Source organism: Enterococcus sp. AZ050 (assembly GCF_051715085.1).
Taxonomy (GTDB): domain Bacteria; phylum Bacillota; class Bacilli; order Lactobacillales; family Enterococcaceae; genus Enterococcus; species Enterococcus faecalis.
In genome coordinates, this window is sequence record NZ_JBIOTC010000001.1 from 2103571 (window position 1) to 2119849 (window position 16279).

11 protein-coding genes and 1 other annotated feature are annotated in these 16279 nt (G+C 38.4%); of the genes, 10 read left to right on the top strand and 1 reads right to left on the bottom strand.

Annotation, left to right across the window (positions count from 1 at the left end; genetic code table 11):
- The first annotated feature begins 113 nt into the window (after positions 1 to 113).
- From fdrA to IGJ04_RS10350, 9 genes are all read left to right on the top strand, one after another.
- Positions 114 to 3125 (top strand): DUF1116 domain-containing protein, encoded by a 3012-nt coding sequence (fdrA, locus tag IGJ04_RS10310; protein ID WP_192189293.1) that lies wholly within the window; start codon positions 114 to 116, stop codon positions 3123 to 3125.
- Positions 3118 to 3951 carry a DUF2877 domain-containing protein gene (locus IGJ04_RS10315; RefSeq protein WP_192189292.1) on the top strand — a complete coding sequence of 278 codons (834 nt, stop codon included), beginning with the start codon at positions 3118 to 3120 and terminating at the stop codon, positions 3949 to 3951. The genes fdrA and IGJ04_RS10315 overlap by 8 nt, the downstream gene beginning before the upstream one ends.
- Before the next feature lie 9 nt (positions 3952 to 3960).
- Positions 3961 to 5214, top strand: coding sequence for an MFS transporter (locus IGJ04_RS10320; RefSeq protein WP_002355251.1), 1254 nt, complete (start codon positions 3961 to 3963; stop codon positions 5212 to 5214).
- A gap of 134 nt (positions 5215 to 5348) precedes the next feature.
- Positions 5349 to 6287 (top strand): carbamate kinase, encoded by a 939-nt coding sequence (gene arcC, locus IGJ04_RS10325; RefSeq protein ID WP_002355252.1) that lies wholly within the window; start codon positions 5349 to 5351, stop codon positions 6285 to 6287.
- 6 nt (positions 6288 to 6293) lie between these two features.
- Complete coding sequence (locus tag IGJ04_RS10330) at positions 6294 to 7514, top strand: dicarboxylate/amino acid:cation symporter (protein WP_002361159.1); 1221 nt, start codon at positions 6294 to 6296, stop codon at positions 7512 to 7514.
- Between the two features lie 89 nt (positions 7515 to 7603).
- Positions 7604 to 8665: an ureidoglycolate dehydrogenase gene (gene allD, locus IGJ04_RS10335; RefSeq protein WP_438840182.1), complete on the top strand. Its 1062-nt coding sequence runs from the start codon at positions 7604 to 7606 to the stop codon at positions 8663 to 8665.
- On the top strand, positions 8665 to 10086 hold the full coding sequence (locus IGJ04_RS10340) for a hypothetical protein (protein WP_002383665.1): 1422 nt from the start codon (positions 8665 to 8667) through the stop codon (positions 10084 to 10086). Before allD ends, IGJ04_RS10340 begins: the two co-directional genes overlap by 1 nt.
- A gap of 24 nt (positions 10087 to 10110) precedes the next feature.
- The gene (locus tag IGJ04_RS10345; RefSeq protein ID WP_438840183.1) at positions 10111 to 11334 is read left to right on the top strand and encodes an amidohydrolase family protein; all 1224 of its coding nucleotides are present in this window, start codon (positions 10111 to 10113) and stop codon (positions 11332 to 11334) included.
- Positions 11335 to 11780: 446 nt separating this feature from the next.
- Complete coding sequence (locus IGJ04_RS10350; RefSeq protein ID WP_438840184.1) at positions 11781 to 14084, top strand: WxL domain-containing protein; 2304 nt, start codon at positions 11781 to 11783, stop codon at positions 14082 to 14084.
- Between the two features lie 91 nt (positions 14085 to 14175).
- Here IGJ04_RS10350 and IGJ04_RS10355 read toward each other — a convergent pair whose 3' ends face one another.
- Complete coding sequence (locus IGJ04_RS10355) at positions 14176 to 14355, bottom strand: hypothetical protein (RefSeq protein WP_002367870.1); 180 nt, start codon at positions 14353 to 14355, stop codon at positions 14176 to 14178.
- A gap of 185 nt (positions 14356 to 14540) precedes the next feature.
- Between IGJ04_RS10355 and IGJ04_RS10360 the strand changes: the two genes are divergently transcribed.
- The gene (locus IGJ04_RS10360) at positions 14541 to 15914 is read left to right on the top strand and encodes a PcsB-like coiled-coil domain-containing protein (protein ID WP_438840185.1); all 1374 of its coding nucleotides are present in this window, start codon (positions 14541 to 14543) and stop codon (positions 15912 to 15914) included.
- 117 nt (positions 15915 to 16031) lie between these two features.
- Positions 16032 to 16261, top strand: a binding site (T-box leader).
- The last annotated feature ends 18 nt before the right edge of the window (positions 16262 to 16279 follow it).

Here is a 16279-nt window from a genome sequence, read left to right on the forward strand (position 1 = left end):
CTTTTTTTCTCTTATGGATAAAAATTATACCATTTTTTTAGAATTATGTCCGATGAAAACACTTTCTCGTTTCGATACAATAGCATTGTAAGGAATAGATAGGAGGATGAACAATGTTACACACAGTAATTTTGAAAAACAATTACCAAGACTCCATCAACTTAATGTTATTGACCAATAAAATCAATGCATTAGATGGTGTAACCATGAGTCAAATCATGATGGGAACAGATGCCAACAAAGACATCCTTAACAACACGAACTTGTTAACGGATGAGGCCAATAGTGCATCTGCAAACGACATGATGATTGTGGTTGACAGTGAAAAAGAAAACATCATGGAAGAAGTTATGCCAGCGATTGATGAATTCTTAGATGATTTATCAGCAAAGGGAACTAGTGAAGAAGCACAAGCAGCAACTTCTTGGTCAGAAGCGTTTGATCTTTTACCAGAGGCGAATGTAGCGCTATTCAGTATTCCTGGTGAATATGGTGCGCCAGAAATGGAACGTGCCTTAAAAAATGATTTACACGTGTTCTCTTTCACGGATAATGTGTCAATTGAAGATGAAGTACGTTTGAAAAAATTAGCGCATGAAAAAGGCTTACTAATGATGGGGCCTGACTGTGGAACTGGTATTATCTCAAGTATTCCAATCGCCTTTACAAATGTTGTTTCTCCAGGAAACATTGGCGTTGTTGGTGCTTCAGGAACAGGGATTCAAGAAGTTACAACGATTATTGACCGCTTAGGTGGCGGAGTTGTTCACGCCATTGGTACTGGTGGTCGTGACCTAAGCGACAAAGTAGGCGCTATCACAGTGAAAGATGCTATTGTGGCCTTAGAAAATCACGAACCAACCGATGTGATTACAGTTATTTCTAAACCACCTGCAAAAGAAGTTCGTGATGAAGTGGTTGAATTATTACAAAGCATTTCAAAACCAGTCGTTGCGATTTTCTTAGGAGAAAAACCAACAAGTCACGAAGGCAAAGTTTATCTAGCTCATACATTAGAAGAAACAGCTAAAATTGCTGTTGATTTAGCAAATGATGTGGCCGTGAAGAAAAATTACTTTGAAGCATTAGCAAAACCAGCTGTACCAACACTACCAGAAGATAAAGTTGTAAAAGGCTTATATTCAGGTGGTACATTAGCCTCTGAAGCAGGTATGTTAATTTCTGAAGCTTTAGATCTTGGCGGTTTAGTGAAAGCAGAAGGTTATGTCTTGAAATCTCACGGTTATGAAGTCATTGACTTAGGCGATGATATGTATACACAAGGTCGTCCGCACCCAATGATTGACCCAGATGTTCGTATCGAAAAAATTCGTGAATACGCACAAGATGAAAAAACGGGGATTATCTTATTCGATGTGGTGTTAGGCTATGGTGCTCATGAAGACATGGTTGGTGCATTGTTACCAGCAATTGAAGAAGCGCGTGCCACAGCCAAAGAAGCAGGACGTGATCTTTACTTTGTTGCAACTGTTTGTGGGACGACGAAAGATCCGCAAAATTACCAATCGTCGGTTGATCGTTTGAAAGAAGGCGGCGTTTTAGTTGCAGAAAGCAATGCTAAAGCTGTTCAATTAGCTTTATTACTAAAAGGAATCGAAATTTCAGAAGACGATAAAGAAGTGGTTGCTTACAACGGACCAACTGTCGATGTACCAAAACCAGGCGAAAAAGTAATGGAATTATTAACAACCAAACCAAGAATCATTAACGTTGGGTTGCAAAGCTTTACAGAATCAATCGTTGATTACGGTGGCGAAACTGTTCAATTTAACTGGCGTCCACGTGCTAACGGCAATAAAAAAATGATTAAAATTTTGGATGCTTTGGAAGATTACAGTGAACAAATCGAAGCTGAAAATCACAAAGTAACAGACAAAATTAAAAATGCACAACCATTCTTAGTAGATGTGGTACCTGCAAAATCAGTGATTCCAGAATTAAATGATGACGCACAAAAAACATTACTTCATGCTGGACCACCAATCCAATGGTCTGAAATGACTGGACCAATGAAAGGGGCTTGTATCGGTGCAGCATTATTCGAACGTTGGGCAGACAACGAAGAAGATGCTTTGAAGATTTTTGAAGCTGGCGAAGTACGTTTCATTCCTTGTCACCATGTAAAAGCAGTTGGACCAATGGGCGGTATTACTTCTGGTAATATGCCAGTCTTTGTTGTAGAAAATCGCTTAGAAGGTAACGAAGCATACTGTATCTTGAATGAAGGTATCGGTAAAGTATTGCGTTTTGGTGCTTATTCACAAGAAGTGGTTGATCGTTTAGATTGGATTAAAGATGTTTTAGGACCAACTATTGCGAAAGCCTTGAAACTTTCTGAAGAAGGCTTGAACTTAAACGTATTGATTGCGCGCTCTATTACAATGGGTGACGAGTTCCACCAAAGAAATATTGCCGCATCTTTGAACTTCTTAAAAGAATTGTCTCCATTAATTATCAAAACAGATATTCCAGAAAATCAAAAATACGAAGTAATCAAATTCTTAGCTGACACAGATCAATTCTTCTTAAATGTCATGATGGCAACTGGAAAAGCAATTGTTGATGGTGCCCGTAAAGATACCAACGGAACGATTGTCACAACGATGACTCGTAACGGCGTGAACTTTGGGGTCCGGATTGCAGAAACAGGCGATCAATGGCATACCGCACCAGTAAATACACCAAAAGGTCTTTACTTCACTGGTTTCAGCGAAGAAGACGGAAATCCTGATGTCGGGGATAGTGCAATTACTGAAACAGTAGGCGTTGGAGCAATGGCTATGGTAGCTGCACCTGGCGTAACACGGTTTGTTGGTGCAGGTGGCTTTGAAGATGCGTTAGCAACCTCAAATGAAATGGCAAAAATCTGTGAAGGACACAACCCAACATTCTCAATTCCAACTTGGGATTTCCAAGGAACTTGTTTAGGAATTGATATCCGTAAAGTGGTGGAATTAGGAATTACGCCAATCATCAATACAGGGATTGCACATAAAAATGCCGGTGTTGGTCAAATTGGTGCAGGGACAGTTAGAGCACCTCTAGGCTGTTTTGAAAAAGCCCTAGAAGCGTATGCTGAGAAACTAGGCATTACGGTTGAATAACCAACTAGTCATTAGTGATTACATTTTTCCTATCCACCAATATGGCAAGATGGGAACCATTCACAGTGTTTTTGAACGTTCATTTAATCTGAAAGTCCAGGATCAATTAATCAATGTTGCAAACTTCCATAATTATTTATCAAGCTTTGGTATGTTTTTGCCAGATCAATTGTTTCAAGAAATCTTTCCGTATGTACAACAAGGTAATAAAGTCAAAATCACAGAAAATCAGTTGACCTTTTACAGTACAGTCGGCGTGAAAACGATCCAACTCACACCTGCCGAGGTCGTTTCTTTAAACATTACTCATTTCAAGTTAGAAAAAGACCAATTACGCTTGTTGCGAGACCGCTTATTAGCGAGAAACTTAGAACGTAGAATTGGCCTGCCTTTAGACGAACGAGCAAAGCATATTTTCAAAAAAATGAGCCAAAAACAAAAAGTTTGGACACTATCGGAATGGCAAGAAGTAACGAATTATCTGATTGGTCGGGGCAAAGGGTTAACCCCGAGTGGTGATGACATTTTAGTGGCGTATCAAACAATTCTGTTCATATTTGCTGATGAAAGAGCTGCGGCGTTAGCCGCTACTCTTTCGGCAGCAAATTTATCCACAACAGATGTTAGTAAAGGCTATATTGCAAGCTCGGCTAAAGGATATGTAAATTCATTGTTGTATCAGTTACTCTTGGATTTGGAGAACCATCGGGATAATAGAGTTGACGAAAATATTGACAGAATTATACAAATCGGACATTCCTCTGGTAAAGATATGTCATTTGGAATGTTACTAGCTTTACAATCTGTAGAGTTAGATGAGAAGTGAGGAGAAGACATGGAGAATAGTAAAAAAAATCAAGCAGTGCAAGTGAGCAATAGTTACTGGATTAAAGTCGTAGCCATTTTCTTCGTAGGCTGGATTTTAATGTACGCAACACGAACTATTTTTAATCCAGTGATGGGGGTCATTGGAGAACAATTTGGTCTAAGTAACACACAACTTGGTTTAGCCAATAGTATCTTCTTTCTAACCTATGCTGTTGCACAGATTCCTTTTGGGATGATTGGCGATAAAATTGGGCGGAAATTAGTCATTGCTGTTGGGTTTATCGTTCTTGCTATTTCTACTTATTTTAGTGGATTAGCGACAACCTTTGTTATGTTTTTAGTCATTCGTGCAATTGCTGGTATTGGTCAAGGAGCTTACTATGGCCCGCAATATGCGCTATCGACAGAAGCGATTCCAGCAAGTAAACGGACCATCGGTAATGCCATCATCAATAGTGGGATGGCCTTCGGTACATCAGGTGGGTACCTACTTTCAAGTAAGTTGGTTTTAGAAAATGGTGAACATTGGAGCAAACCATTCTTTATCATGGCGATTCCAACGTTTATCGTAGGAATTCTTTTCTATACAATTTTGAAAGAAAAAGTGATTCGTCCTGGTGAAGAAGCTGCACGAGCAGCTGCTGAAGAAGGACCACAAGAAAAGATCTCATTAAAAGAAATTTTCTCAAATCGTAATTTATTAGCCGCATTTATTTTATGTTTCACAAGTATTTATGCAAACTTTGTCATTATTACTTGGTTGCCACAATTTTTAATTGCTGAACGTGGCTTTACAGGAGCGAGCGTTGGTTTCATTTCATCACTTGTACCATGGGCCTCTATTCCAGGCGCCTTAATCTTCGCTCGTTTGAATGATAAAACAGGTGCGACGAAAAAATTAGTCTTTACATTAGTACCTTTAGCAATCCTATCTGTCTTTGCGATTGCTTTTGTAACAAATCGGACATTGTTAATTTCTGTTTTAATTCTTTATGGGTTAACAGGGAAATTAGCGTTAGATCCAATTATGGTGACTTTTGTTACCAAACATGCACCAAAAGCGGCCTTAGGAACAACGTTAAGTGCCTATAATTTTATTGGGATGTCAGGGTCAATCCTAGCACCGTATGTCACAGGATATTTAGCAGATACAGCAGGCTCAATGCAAGTTGGCTTCTATCTTTCTTGTGTACTATTAGTTATTGGTTTACTAGCTTTTGCTTTCTTAGCTAAAGATGAAAGTAAACCGAAATTAGGTTAATTATCCCTTCGATAATGACTGAAACAATCAAAATGAGCAAGACAAAATCTTTCATTTCGTAAACAAATTATTTCTTATCCATCGATACTGAAAAGATTTTGTCTTTGCTTTACTAAAAAGGAGCGAATCAATCAATGAGTTTAAACGTAATTGCCCTAGGTGGGAATGCTATTTTAGATACGGATCCAACAGATGAAGGCCAAAAAGCCGTCGTTAATCACGCGGCCAAATATATTGCAGAATTTGTTGCTAAAGGGGAACAAGTCATTGTCTGTCACGGAAACGGACCACAAGTAGGGAATTTGCTTTTACAACAAAAAGCAGGCGAAAGTGAAAAAAATCCAGCGTTGAAATTGGATACTTGTGTTGCGATGACACAAGGAAGTATCGGTTACTGGTTACAAAATGCTTTAACTAATGAGTTTGAAAAACGTAACATTGCTAAACCAGTTATCTCTGTAGTTACGCAAGTGCGTGTGGACAAAGAAGATCCTTCGTTTAAAAAACCATCCAAACCAATTGGTCCATTCTATACAAAAGAAGAAGCTGACGCGGAAGCAGCCAAAGATGGCTCTACGTATGTGGAAGATGCTGGCCGTGGCTACCGAAAAGTTGTTCCATCACCAATGCCTAAAGAAATTGTTGAAAAAGAGGCGGTTCGTGCTTTAGTAGAGGCGGACGTTTTAACTATCTGTTCTGGTGGCGGGGGCATTCCGGTCGTAGCAGAAGACGGACAATACGTAGGTGTGGAAGCGGTTAACGACAAAGATTTCTCTGCACGTGTTTTAGCTGAAAACGTTGATGCAGACCGTTTGATTATTTTGACAGGCGTTGATAACATCTACATTAATTACAATCAACCAGATCAAAAAGCATTAGAACAAATCAGTGTAGCCGAAGCAGAAGAATACATTAAAGAAGGTCACTTTGCTGCTGGTAGTATGCTACCAAAAATCGAAGCTGCCTTAGACTTCGTAAAAGGTGATGACAAACGGAAAGCAATCATTACTTCTATCGAAAACTTAGAAAACATCGATAAAGAAGCAGGAACTGTGATCAGTCAAAAGGGGTAGTTTACCATGAAAAAACCGTCCATGATCACCCAAATTGCAATTGCTGTTGTCGTAGGAATCCTCGTAGGACTCTTGATTCCTGCTAGCGGCAATTACTTGAAAATAGTTGGAGATGTCTTTTTGCGACTGATGCAAATGGCTATTCCTATCTTGATCTTAGGACAAATTGTCCAAGCAGTTGGCAGTATTAATCCAAAAGAATTAACGAGCCTTGGGGGTAGAACAATCGCTGTTTTCGGGATTTCCTCCTTAGCTGCCGCTTTATGGGGCGTCCTAATGGCAGTCATTTTTAATCCAGGATACGGTGTTAAAATGACTGGCTTCCAAGATGCTTCTATTAAAGCGCAAGAAATCTCAATCACTGATACGATTTTAAATTTCGTTCCGAAAAATATTTTTGATTCACTGACTCAAGGATCGATTATTCAAATTATTGTCTTTGCATTATTTTTTGGTTTAGCACTGAATAAATACTTACAAAGCCATCCAGAGACACAACTCTTCCAAATAATTGTGGACTTTAATGAAGTTATCATTACAGTCATTCGATACGTCATGTATCTAGCACCTCTGGGGATTTTTGCTTTAATTGCTTCAACAATTAGTCACTTAGGCCTTCAAATTATTTTACCGTTAGTGAAGTATCTATTGGTCTATGGATTAGGAACTATTTTATTTTTGGGCATCTGGATTTTGGTTATCACATTGTACTGTAAAGTAAGTCCACTACGTTTAATTACAAACATGAAAAATATGTCTGTGATGGCCTTGGCGACAACTTCTTCAGCAATTACTTTACCAGTAGCTTTGGAAGAAACAGAAACAAAATTAGGTTTAAGTAAGCGAATTACTAACTTAGTGTTGCCGTTAGGTATGTCGTTAAACAGTAACGGTTCAGCGATGCATATGGCTTTTACTGTAATGACTATCGCTCAGATGTATCAGCTAGAGTTTGATATTACGAAAATGATTTACTTAGCAATTACAGCAACGTTTGTCTCACTAGCAAACGCAGTTGTTCCCGGTGCGGGCTTAGTCTCACTGGCAGTGATTGTTCCGCAAATGGGTTTACCCATTGAGAGTATTGCAATTTTTGCAGGCGTCGAATGGTTTGTTGGCATGTTACGAACAATTTTAAATGTCAATTCAGATGTTTACTCTGCTATTCTAGTTGCAAAATCAGTGGATGAAATTGACTATACTGTCTTTAACAGTAGCAATAAGTAGTGAAAAAAGGGGAGGAAATGCAAGGACGAAGAAGAAAATCACTTGTTTTCTTTCCCTTTTTTAAGATTAATGATAAAGGAGCAAGCGCAATGGAAGAAATGGTTGTCGTTACACCGGAAAAATTAGAAAAGCTGATGAAACAAAAATTAGAAGCTGCTGGTTTACATTCTGAACATGCCGAAGAAGTTGCTCGACATTTAACTTTTGCAGATGCTAGCGGTATTCATTCACATGGTGCGGTTCGTATGGATTATTATGCGGAACGGATTGCAAAAGGCGGGATCACGATTGATCCCGAATTATCATTTGAAAAAACTGGACCGTCCACTGCCATTTTTCATGGCGATAATGGCGTGGGTCAATTTGTTTGTAACGAAGCATTAGCTGCTGCAGTTGACCTAGCCAAAGAATCAGGGTTAGCATATGTTGGCGTTTCTCAAACGAGTCATAGCGGGACGTTATCGTATTATGTTAAAAAAGCAGCGGAACAAGGCATGGTTGCTCTTTCGATGTGTCAATCTGATCCAATGGTGGTACCGTTTGGTGGTACAAGCAATTATTTTGGAACAAATCCAATCGCTTTTGCAGCACCTAGAGCAGGTCATGAACCAGTCGTGTTTGATATGGCTACGACAGTACAGGCTTGGGGGAAAATTTTAGATGCACGTTCAAGAGATGTTGAAATTCCCGACACATGGGCAGTAGACGGAAAAGGCCAGCCAACGACTGATCCTTATGAAGTACGAGGTTTATTGCCGATTTCAGGACCAAAAGGATATGGACTAATGATGATGGTCGATGTCTTAGCTGGTTCGTTGTTAGGCTTACCTTTTGGCAAACATGTCAGCTCCATGTATGCGGATTTAACGGAGAAACGGAATCTGGGTCAGATGTTTTTAGTCATTGATCCAAGCCGCTTTACAGATTCTGAACGATTTAAAGAAAATATTAATCAAATGGTGGAAGAACTTCATAGTGTGCCTACAGCAGAAGGGTTTCAACAAGTTTACTATCCAGGAGAAATTGGTCAGCTAAACTATCAAAAAGCCATGTCAGAAGGCATTGAAATTCCACAAAGTATTTATGATTATTTAGTTAGTGAGATTGTACATTACGATAAATATGGCGGGCAAGGTGCCTTTGCCAAATAATGAGGAGCGCAGAGAGTATTCGCTGCTGCGTTGCTCTCGCCTTCTTTCTATTGGAGGAAAGTAAAATGAAAAAATCGTCAAAAGTAGCACTTATTTTTGCATTCTTAGTTAGTATTTTTGTGCCAGTTGCGGCCTTTGCTGATGAGATTGGGGATGTAGTTGCCCCGACAGGAATCATGGCATTAGTTGTGATTATTCCATTGATTGTTGTTTTGGTTCTATTGTTTATGAAAGTCGATATGATTATCGCTGGTTTAATTGGTGGCGTCTTAGCGATGCTGATTGGTGGCATTGGACTAGAAGAAGCGAATAAACAGATGTTGGAAGCTATCCCGATGATGTTAGGAATTACCGTTCCCATCATTAATTCAGCTGTTGCGATGGCGGTCTTTAAAGCAGGTAGTTATTCAGCTGCATTAACTTTAGCCAAACGAGGCACAAAAGGAAAAGTCGAGTATGTTTCAGCTTTTATTGTTATCTTATTAGCCGCAGCCACATATATGTCAGGAATTGGTGGCGGAAGTGCGATGGTTATTGCGCCATTGGCCTTTGCCGCAGTTGGCGTTGTTCCTGAATTAATTGCAGCAATGTCTTTAGCTGCTGCGGTATCATTTACAACATCACCCGCTTCATTAGAATCAAGTATTGTTTCAAAATTAGGCGATATCAGTGTCGGTTCATATGTTTCAACCATGCGACCTTACTGGTTATTCTTCGTAGCATTAGCGATTGTGTTAGCCTTTTGGGGAACGAAACATAGAAATGTTGGCTTTAAAGAGTCGGCAGATGATGAATTTGATAAAAAGAGCAATGGTGAATTATTTAAAATTACCTTGCCAGCCATTTTCTTATTGTTTGCTGTAATTTTTGGACCAATTGTGAATGATTTAATTGGTTTTGCCTTCTTTACGCCACTTGTATACATGATTTTAACATTAGTTTTAATTTTCTTATGTACAGATTTCTCAATGAACAAATCTGTCGAAGCGATGGTAGATGGGTCTACATATATTTTGACTCGTTTATTCCAAGTAGGGATTTTCTTAGCCTTTATTAATGTTATTGCACAAACAGGAACGTTTGCTGTCATCGCAGGTGTTGCTGAAAATGCACCAGCCTTTATTGTCGTGCCAGTTGCCATTTTAACAGGGATTTTAATTGGGATTCCAGCTGGGGCCTACGTGGGTTCTGTTTTAACTTTAGTGCTACCAGTTGCTGTATCGTTGAACTTCCCGCCGTTAGCATTAGGTTTTGTAGCAATGGGTGTTGGTTTAGGTAGTCAAATGAGTTTCGTTAATATTACTATGCAAGCTTTATCTTCAGGCTTCCAAATTCCAATTTTGGATGTTGTTAAAGGAAACGTGAAATGGTTAAGTATTGCCTCTGTACTATTATTAGTTATCGGTTTAATCTTTGGATAAAAAACAATTTAGGGAGTGGAAAACATGGATTTATTAATTAAACAAGTTCGTCTTCAAGACGGTGAAGCATTACAAGATGTAGCTATTAAAGAAGGAAAAATCATTGAAATCGCCCCAGTTATTACTGGCGATGCCAAAGAAGTCATCGAAGCAGATGGTCGTGTTTTAATCCCAGGTTTTGTAGAAAGCCATTTACATTTGGACAAGGCATTAATCGCTGATCGTAAACCAAATAAATCAGGTACGTTGAAAGAAGCAATTGAAGTAACCGCAGAATTAAAACCAACATTTACCGAAGAAGACATTTACGACCGTGCCAAACGTGCCTTAGAAATGTTAATCGTTCATGGAACCACGGCGTTAAGAACGCATGCAGAATTTGACCCAGCGCAAGGTTTTACTGGCTTCAAAACAATTATGCGTTTGAAAGAAGAATGCAAAGAGTTAATTGACATGCAAGTAGTTGCGTTTCCGCAAGAAGGAATTTTTAAAGCCCCTGGAACAGAACAAATGATGTATGAAGCAATGGATATGGGCGCAGACGTTGTCGGCGGTATTCCTTATAATGATGCACCAGCGAAAGAACATATTGATTTAGTGTTTGAAATTGCTAAAAAATATGATAAAGATGTAGATTTACACCAAGATTTTGCCGATGAAGCTGATGATATGAGTATTGAATATTTATGTGAAAAAACCATCGCTGAAGGCTACCAAGGCCGTGTTTCAGTGGGCCACTTAACGGCATTGCATGCCTTACCTGAAGCAGAATTGGCGCCTATTATTGCAAAAATGGCGGAAGCGAATATTAGCGTGATGGCTTTACCAGCAACGGATTTACATTTAGGGGCTCGTGGTGATCAGTACAATGTTCGACGTGCGGTTACGCCAATCCGTAAATTACGCGATGGTGGCGTGAATGTCTGTATTGCTACAAATAATATTCGCAATGCTTTTACACCATATGGCACAGGGGATATTGTTCAAACAGCGATGTTAGCCATTCCTGTTGGGCACCTAGGTGGAGCGGATGACTTAAAAACAGTGCTACCAATGGTAACAACAAGTCCTGCTCGTGCGATGGGACTAGAAGGATACGGTGTCGCAGTTGGGAATAAAGCAGATTTAGTCTTATTAGACACAAAAGTGGTTGAACATGCGATTATTGATATTCCAGAACGGTTATATGTTATTAAAAACGGCCGTGTTACAGTCAAGACAGACAAAAAAGTCGAAATCATTCGTTAAGAAAAAAACAAAAAGCTCAAAATGTTAGTTGTCAAAACTAACATTTTGAGCTTTTTTTGATAAAGGTAAAGCTAGGAAGATGAAAATATGATTAATTTATCCTGTTTTAGCTATGATTCTCTATTGAAAAGTTTATTTTTAGTTTATTTTTGGTCGATTTTCCTTGATATATATAGAATCTTCAGGAAATGCTCCTGTCTGTTTAAAATTCGGAATTTCAGAAATTATTCTTTTTTGCTAAACTAGTTATAACTGGTTAGTAAAAAGAAGTATTGGACGAATAGCGCTGAAACAAGTGAATGATCCAAAGTATAAAGAAAAATGAAACCGATACCACAAGACAAGACTGTTGCTGAAAATGGTAAGTGATCATTCTGCTAAGTTTAGTGTCTTAATGTTTAGTTAACTAAGAATTGTTGGATTGTTCTTTAGAAAGAAGGGACAATATGAAGCGAAGTAAATGGAAAGAATTGATAGTAACGGGCATCTGCCATATATTAGTATTCCCCATACTAATACAGACAACTGTTTTTGCAGAAACGTTGCCAAGTACAACGATAGGTGAACAAGTAAGAGAAGGAACCAATCATTCATTAACAGCAGAAAAAGCCGAAAGTGAACAACCACAGACAAAGGATAAACTACATGATGAAGAACCACTAGTATTGCCAAAAAGTGAGTTAATCGATAATGAGGCTAATGTTACAAGTCAAACGATTAGAGAAAGAATTGAGACGCCTAACCTAACTTATCGTTATGGATTTATTAATGAAGAGGGGCAGCCAGTAAACGCCAATGAGATCCTTCTACAGTATCATAGTTGGCAAGGCAATTCCCCAAATGGCATAAATGTGTGGGAAGGTGAAAGTCAACCAGCGACAGCATCTACAGTGGCTAATTTAAAAGAAGTGGTAATTCCAAGTGAGAAAGTAGCCGTCTATTCCGACATGTCAACGGTGCTTGCAGCGAGTAATCAAACATTTTTTTTACCAAGATATTATACTTCTTTAAGCTTATACAATAAGAAAGGGGAAATTGATCCCAATTATCCGCTGCCAACTATTTCCGACGCATCAGGAAACCAATATCCAACAACAATTTCGCAATTTGAATTGGAAAAAATATCTGCACAACAATATAGTCAGAAAACAGGAGTAACATTTAACATTAGCGAGAGTCAAAAACTAATCGTTCCTGTGTACAACCAAGTGAAGGTTGATTCATCGAATCAATCTGGGCTATTGAATTACTTTAAATTTTCAGGGCCGGTTTATTATCATGTTACCAATCGCAAAGTGACAGAACATTTTGTGGATACTCAAGGGAAACCAATCCCTCCGCCACCGGGGTTTAGACAAGGAAAGCAAACGCTTATTGAACGTGACCCTTACACCTTTAAACAGAACGGCCTTTTGCCAAGTAGCTATGAAATCGACTCAAAAACATATCAATTTCAAGGATGGTATAAAGGGAAAACGAGACCTGAAAATTTAGAAAAAAGCGTAACGCCCAGTTATGATATTACCTATGACGACAATGATGATTTAACTGTTGTCTATAAGGAGGTACCTCAAAAAAATTATACATTTGAGGATGTCAATGGTGTTGAAATTGCACCACCATCTGATTTTATTCAGGATCACCAACGACCAATAACTACGGATGGCTTTCGCTATTTAGCTGGAAAAAAACTGCCACAACAATACAGCGTTAACGGTAAAACTTATTTATATCAAGGTTGGTATCAAAATAAAACAAAACAAGAGAACTTAGAAAAAACAAAACGACCAATAAACTCCCCTGTTTTTAATGAAATGAACGCTATTACAGCAGTGTATAAGGAAATAACTGCAAAAGCTGAAATGCAAATAGAAGGACTAGTCAAAGTCATGCCAAGTGGTTATATACAAATTTGGCAGATTATGCTTACAAATGTGGGAGAAGTACCGTTAAAAAAAATAAACTTAAAGCCAGCAATTGGTTGGTCACCAGGTCTAGCTCGGCCAATCCAAGTCACGATTCGTGTTGGATCTGAACCAAACAAAATTGTTCCTATTACTGATGAAAATTGGCGAGTGGGCATTGCTTTAAATACGGAAGTGCCTATTGGTCAGACAGCAACTATTATGATGACAACAATTGCTACAGGTGAACCAGATCAAGTGTTACAAGCGGCTGTTGAAATGAATGGAAATTTTTCTGCTGTTCACGCAGCTGATACTGTCAGAATCCAACCTAAAAATCAAGAAATTGTGGCACCAGATGAGGAAGGTTTTATCAGCACACCAACTTTTGATTTTGGTAAAGTCGCCATTTCTAGCAACACGCAGCAACATGGTTTAAAGCAGGCAGCAGATTATTATGAAAATGGTCAGGAAAATCCATATTTACGTTTGAAAAAATCACAACCCAATTGGGCACTAACTGCAGAACTATCCCCCTTTGAAGGAAGAGTGGATCAACTATCATCAATGACAAAGTTATTGTTAGGAACAACCAATGTTTCAGGTTTTATTCAGTACAATCAACCAACGGAAACTAAAGTTGCTCTTGGCAAAACAACCGCTATTCAATTAGTTGCCAACGGTGTAGCTAGCCATATTGTTGCCAATGGTCAGTTTGACGAAAGTGATGTTTATCAATTTGATTTTTCTTTTGATCAAATCAAATTAGAAATTCCAGCAAATCAAGGTAGAAAAGATCAAACTTATCAAGCAATGGTGACTTGGAATTTAGTGACAGGCCCATAAGTCCATAAAAAATAAGTTGAATAGTTTGATCAAAAACATTGCATAGAAATAATAAAAGGCGGCTCAACGAAGCGGCCTTTTTCTTGGTTCATTACCAAAATATAACGAATTTTGTAACAAAAACGTTTGCTAAAAAGAAGGAAAAATGATTAATTTTACGAAAAAAAGCATATATCGACAAAAAAGAAGCAAAATTTGAATAAAAAAAGAAAAAATATGAAAAAAAATCGAAGAATTGTTTAACAATTGAAAACACGTGAAAACCAGTCATGACAAGGCATAAAAGCCTTACAAAAGGTAAGTTTACCTATTATGGAGAAAGAACGAGTGATCTGAAATGTTTTTGTAACATTTCTATTGCTTAATTGAAATATGGGTGTGGTAGAATGTTTTTGTCGTAAGAAAAGATTAAGATATTTTAAATAAACTTTAGAAATTAATTCGGAGGAATGACAAGTGAAGAAACGTCTATTTGCATCAGTATTACTATGTTCATTAACGCTATCAGCAATTGCTACCCCAAGCATCGCTTTGGCGGACAATGTTGATAAAAAAATTGAAGAAAAAAATCAAGAAATTTCATCATTAAAAGCAAAACAAGGGGATTTAGCTTCACAAGTATCTTCTTTAGAAGCAGAAGTATCTTCAGTATTTGATGAAAGCATGGCTTTACGTGAACAAAAGCAAACACTAAAAGCAAAATCAGAACAATTACAACAAGAAATTACAAACTTGAATCAACGTATTGAAAAACGTAACGAAGCAATCAAAAATCAAGCACGTGATGTTCAAGTTAATGGACAAAGCACAACAATGCTAGATGCAGTTTTAGATGCGGACTCAGTTGCAGATGCAATCAGCCGTGTTCAAGCTGTTTCAACAATCGTAAGTGCCAACAACGACTTAATGCAACAACAAAAAGAAGATAAACAAGCCGTTGTTGATAAAAAAGCTGAAAACGAGAAAAAAATGAAACAACTTGAAGCAACAGAAGCTGAATTAGAAACAAAACGTCAAGATTTACTTTCTAAACAATCTGAATTAAACGTAATGAAAGCTTCATTAGCATTAGAACAATCATCTGCTGAAAGTTCTAAAGCTGGCTTAGAAAAACAAAAAGCAGCTGCTGAAGCAGAGCAAGCACGTTTAGCTGCTGAACAAAAAGCTGCAGCTGAAAAAGCCAAACAAGCTGCTGCAAAACCAGCTAAAGCTGAAGTGAAAGCAGAAGCACCAGTTGCCTCTTCATCAACAACAGAAGCACAAACACCAGCAAGCTCAAGCTCAGCAACTGAATCAAGCACGCAACAAACAACTGAAACAACTACACCAAGTACAGATAATAGTGCAACAGAAAATACTGGCTCTTCTTCATCAGAACAACCAGTACAACCTACAACACCAAGTGATAATGGAAATAATGGTGGCCAAACTGGTGGTGGAACAGTTACACCAACACCTACACCAGAACCAGAGAAACCAACACCACCAACACCAACACCTTCTGCTGATCCAACAATCAATGCATTGAACGTTCTACGTCAATCATTAGGTTTACGTCCAGTAGTGTGGGATGCAGGCTTAGCAGCTTCTGCAACTGCTCGTGCAGCACAAGTTGAAGCAGGTGGTATTCCAAATGATCACTGGTCTCGTGGAGATGAAGTTATCGCAATTATGTGGGCGCCAGGTAACTCAGTAATCATGGCGTGGTACAATGAAACAAACATGGTAACAGCTTCAGGTAGCGGTCACCGTGATTGGGAAATTAACCCAGGTATTACACGTGTCGGTTTTGGTTACTCAGGTAGCACAATCGTAGGACACTCAGCCTAATCAGCAATGATAAAAATAGACGTAAGCAGCTTCTGAAAAGAAGCTGCTTTTTTCATTACTATTTCATCCATCTCCGTTGACAAATTTGCTAAACGTGGTATTCTAATTGTAATCTAATAATTTCCGTTGAATAGGAAAGTAAATGCAAGACAGCTGGTAGAGAGACTTTGGTTGGTGAAAAAAGTTAGATGTCTGTATCGAAAAATGGCCTAGGAGGAATTTTTGTCGAAACGTAGGCAAAAACGTAATGTCTTTCGTTAACAAGACCGCTGATTATGATTGTCAGTTGAAGGGAAAGAGTCATCTTTCCGAAAAAAGGTGGTACCGCGATAATAATCGCCCTTTTACTAGTTACGGCTAGTAAA

Excerpts from the sequence above, each read along its gene's own strand:
- IGJ04_RS10340 (WP_002383665.1), top strand. The coding sequence starts at position 8,665 with ATGAGGAGCGCAGAGAGTATTCGCTGCTGCGTTGCTCTCGCCTTCTTT.
- IGJ04_RS10350 (WP_438840184.1), top strand. The coding sequence starts at position 11,781 with ATGAAGCGAAGTAAATGGAAAGAATTGATAGTAACGGGCATCTGCCAT.
- IGJ04_RS10320 (WP_002355251.1), top strand. The coding sequence starts at position 3,961 with ATGGAGAATAGTAAAAAAAATCAAGCAGTGCAAGTGAGCAATAGTTAC.
- IGJ04_RS10355 (WP_002367870.1), bottom strand. The coding sequence starts at position 14,355 with ATGACTGGTTTTCACGTGTTTTCAATTGTTAAACAATTCTTCGATTTT.
- fdrA (WP_192189293.1), top strand. The coding sequence starts at position 114 with ATGTTACACACAGTAATTTTGAAAAACAATTACCAAGACTCCATCAAC.
- allD (WP_438840182.1), top strand. The coding sequence starts at position 7,604 with ATGGAAGAAATGGTTGTCGTTACACCGGAAAAATTAGAAAAGCTGATG.
- arcC (WP_002355252.1), top strand. The coding sequence starts at position 5,349 with ATGAGTTTAAACGTAATTGCCCTAGGTGGGAATGCTATTTTAGATACG.
- IGJ04_RS10330 (WP_002361159.1), top strand. The coding sequence starts at position 6,294 with ATGAAAAAACCGTCCATGATCACCCAAATTGCAATTGCTGTTGTCGTA.
- IGJ04_RS10345 (WP_438840183.1), top strand. The coding sequence starts at position 10,111 with ATGGATTTATTAATTAAACAAGTTCGTCTTCAAGACGGTGAAGCATTA.